At 66.9% G+C, this 323-nt stretch carries 1 pseudogene; it reads left to right on the top strand.

Annotated features, from left to right (window positions below):
• Positions 1-323: pseudogene (glyA, locus tag HMPREF2581_RS19070) on the top strand (serine hydroxymethyltransferase); the annotation flags it as partial.

The raw sequence follows: 323 nt of genomic DNA, 5'->3' as shown, positions 1-323 counted from the left end.
CCAGCAAGCGGGTCATGCAGGCGCAGGGCAGCGGCCTGACCAACAAATATGCCGAGGGCTATCCGGGCAAGCGCTACTACGGCGGCTGCGAACACGTCGACAAGGTCGAGCAGTTGGCCATCGACCGCGCCAGGCAGCTGTTCGGCGCCGACTACGCCAACGTCCAGCCGCATTCCGGTTCCTCGGCCAACGCCGCGGTGTACCTGGCGCTGCTCAACGCCGGCGACACCATCCTCGGCATGAGCCTGGCCCATGGCGGCCATCTCACCCATGGCGCCAAGGTGTCCTCCTCCGGCAAGCTGTACAACGCCGTGCAGTACGGC

The organism is Pseudomonas sp. HMSC057H01 (genome assembly GCF_001836405.1).
Lineage (GTDB): Bacteria > Pseudomonadota > Gammaproteobacteria > Pseudomonadales > Pseudomonadaceae > Pseudomonas > Pseudomonas aeruginosa.
The sequence above is the reverse complement of the archived record's forward strand: the minus strand, read 5'-3'. Positions and strand labels throughout refer to the sequence as shown.